Below are 2,770 nucleotides of genomic sequence, written 5' to 3'. Positions count from 1 at the left end.
GCTGGTAGGTGTCGGGGAAGCCCATGGCGCCGCGGTTCTCGTCGGCGGTGAGCATGCGCATCCGGTCGTCGTCGACCACGGCCCAGCGGTCGAGCGTGGTTATCGTACCGATGGGGCGCGACAGGCAGCGTCCGGTCAGCCCGGAGCCGCTGCCGTAGTAGGGCATCAGGAACCGGGGGCCGTGGCGAGCGCGGCCCGCGGCCACCCTGGCCAGCGTCGCGACGGAGCGGCCCGGTCGGTCGATCGGCGACCAGGTGCCGCGGTCGAAGCGGACGAACGATGAGGCGCCGACGTGCGCGCGCGGCTCGAGCTGCAGATGGAGCGGATGCTTGCTGCGGGTGCAGACGATGAACAGGCGCCGCCGGTGCTGCGGCACGCCGTGATCGGCGGAGTCGATGTGCGGCGCCAGCGCATGGCCGAGCGCCTGCATCGCGCTGCACCATGTGGGGAACAGCGCCAACGATGCGAAGGCGGTAACGTTTTCGGTCACCACCGCGGCCGGCCGATGACACTCGGCAACCGACGCCACGGCCCAGGCGGTGCTCCGCTGCGCGTCGTGGTGCGGCTTCTCCTTCCCGCGGGCGAGCTGTGGCCCTGGCAGGCAGGCGAGGCCAACAGCAGGTCGTGCGCCGGCACATCGCGCCAGTCGCAGGTCCTGGCAGGCGTGCGCGGTGCCCGGGTGGTTCGCCGCATGGACGTCGGGAACGCGGTATATCATGAGCAAGCGTCCTCCAAAGGTGCTTTCCCCACTCATGGCCACCTCCCCGCGGGGCTCGTTCCCACCCGCCTCTGGTCCCGCACAACCGCATCCCCGCGGGAGGTAATCCCTTCGGATCCTCAGTCCTGCTCGATCCCGATTCGAGACAGAACAAGGTCCAGACTGAACACCCCTGCGCGCGCCGGGCGCCAGCCTGACCAGGATTCGAAGGCGACGGTCCTGTCGAGCGAGCCGCTCTGGGATCGCAAGGGCAAAGTGATTCACGCAGCGGTCGACCGCCTGGGCGCCGCACAGCGAGTCGCTGCCGGCGCCGGCGAACCGACGGACGCGAGCGACCAGGACGACGCGCGCGAGGTGCCCCGCTCATGAGGCTGACGGAGAACCAGCGCGAGTTGTTCGACGCGATGAAGGCCGGCGTCGTGGTGCGCGGGGCGCGCACGCGCGAGAAAGGCTCCTTCTGCTTTCGCGCAGACACCAAGCAGCCCTGCACAGCCGYTGTGCACGCCCTGGCCAGGAAGGGGTTGRCCAAGGCCGAAATTCGCGCGGAAGTGATTTATGTCCTCACCGGACTGGAGCCCAGAGAGTGAACGGATTCGAGATCGGCGAGCAACTCCACTGACACAGCCACCCGGCCGTCCCGTCTATGGCCTGCATAACTGCGAGTGGTCAGGGTGTGCAGTTCTTCACGGTTGCGCTGCCTGCCTGCGCGAATTCCTCATTCGCGAACGGGATGCGTCAACGCCGCGAGCGCAGGCACGATTGATGCAGAGGAAGTCTCGTATCGATTCAGGAGAACATCATGCTGAACTGTCCTTCGATTCACACCGCAGCGGCGTTCGAGATACGGTTTCAGTCGCTGTTTCGTGAGGGGCGCGCGTTGGCCTTTCCCTGCGACAGCACCGGGTTGGTCGATCTCGACGCGATGGGCGAGGCGGCTCGAAACAACTACCTTTTCGCGCGGGGGATGATCGGCCGCGAATACGCGATGCCATTCGTCCAGGAGCGAGAAGCGTGCTGAAGAAGAGGGCATGGCCGGAGCACGAGCTCGCCGTCCAACTGGGATCGCTGCAAGCGCAGTAGAGAGGGCCCCAGCTTGGCGATGAGGCCGTGTTGCAACTGATCGCGGCGTACCGGGCGCTGGCCAGAAGAGGGGGGAGCCCGCATTCGGTATCCCTTCGCAGCGCGATCCGGGGTGGGGCCCCCGGCCGCAGGCCGCAGGGGCGGGCGGGCCGCCGCCCGGGCAACCTGTTCACGGGCGCAGCCGGCGGGCAGGGCGTCAGGCCGAAGGCAAGCGCGCGGGGAGCGGTGGGCAGACCTGGCAGCCCGCAGGGCCTGTCCACACCTGTGTGGGCAGCAGGTTGTCCACGGCGGGCGGGGATCGACTACAACAGGCTCGTCGACCAACAAGGAACTGCATCACAAACTGCTCTGGAAATCGGCAGTCCATCTGGACGATTCACAAACAGTGCCAGTGCCGGCACGGGCAAAGTAGCCGCATTCTCGACTCATGAGCGGCCATGGAATCAGCGATCTTCACCCTCGGCGCACTGGCCGTCCTGGTGGCGGCCGGCTGGATCATTGATCTCCTAGTGCACCGCGAGCCGCCATTACGCATGCAGCGCCTGATGGCCACGCAGATAGAGCGATCCACAGCGGCGATCCGCGGCGGGCAGGAAGCCTTAAGCTGACACTCGAAGGGCGCAGACYGACGRTTCGCGCTTGTTTCCGAGTCGCTACTTGGCGCCGTTGGCAAATGGCRTTGGCATGGGGTTGAGCGASCCCGGCGTCRGKTTGCCTGCGCGCCGGCTCGGCGCGCGCTGGCGGCACGAACGGGCTCGGCATCGCCTGCAGGTTCGCCCCGGAATAGACCGCCGGGGGCGCAATCGACGCCACTGCGGCCGGAGATGCCGGCACGTCCACGACGGGTAGCTCCGGAGCCTTCTTCGGCGCGGTTGGCACCGCGACAACCTTTTGAGTCTGCTGCTCCGAACCCACCAGCAGGATCCCGGCGCCAGCGGCGGCGATAACGTCGTCGCTTACGACCCAGGTGCC

General features: G+C 67.6%; 4 protein-coding genes. 3 read left to right on the top strand and 1 reads right to left on the bottom strand.

From position 1 onward, the window contains the following. On the bottom strand, positions 1–718 hold a 718-nt coding region (locus AC1DY5_RS50300; protein ID WP_478121792.1), incomplete at its 3' end, for a DNA cytosine methyltransferase. Positions 719–1,083: 365 nt separating this feature from the next. Between AC1DY5_RS50300 and AC1DY5_RS50295 the strand changes: the two genes are divergently transcribed. From AC1DY5_RS50295 to AC1DY5_RS50285, 3 genes are all read left to right on the top strand, one after another. Beyond that, positions 1,084–1,305 (top strand): hypothetical protein, encoded by a 222-nt coding sequence (locus tag AC1DY5_RS50295; RefSeq protein WP_478121791.1) that lies wholly within the window; start codon positions 1,084–1,086, stop codon positions 1,303–1,305. A gap of 212 nt (positions 1,306–1,517) precedes the next feature. Next, a complete protein-coding gene (locus tag AC1DY5_RS50290; RefSeq protein ID WP_478121790.1) occupies positions 1,518–1,736 on the top strand; it encodes a hypothetical protein in 219 nt (72 codons plus the stop codon). A 499-nt stretch (positions 1,737–2,235) separates the two neighbouring features. Further along, entirely contained in the window at positions 2,236–2,406 is a 171-nt protein-coding gene (locus AC1DY5_RS50285) for a hypothetical protein (protein WP_478121789.1), read from the top strand. Positions 2,407–2,770 lie beyond the last annotated feature (364 nt).

Source organism: Variovorax sp. P4_D9, assembly GCF_056401695.1.
Note: the sequence above shows the minus strand (reverse complement) of the source record. Positions and strands in the feature narration are given on the sequence as shown.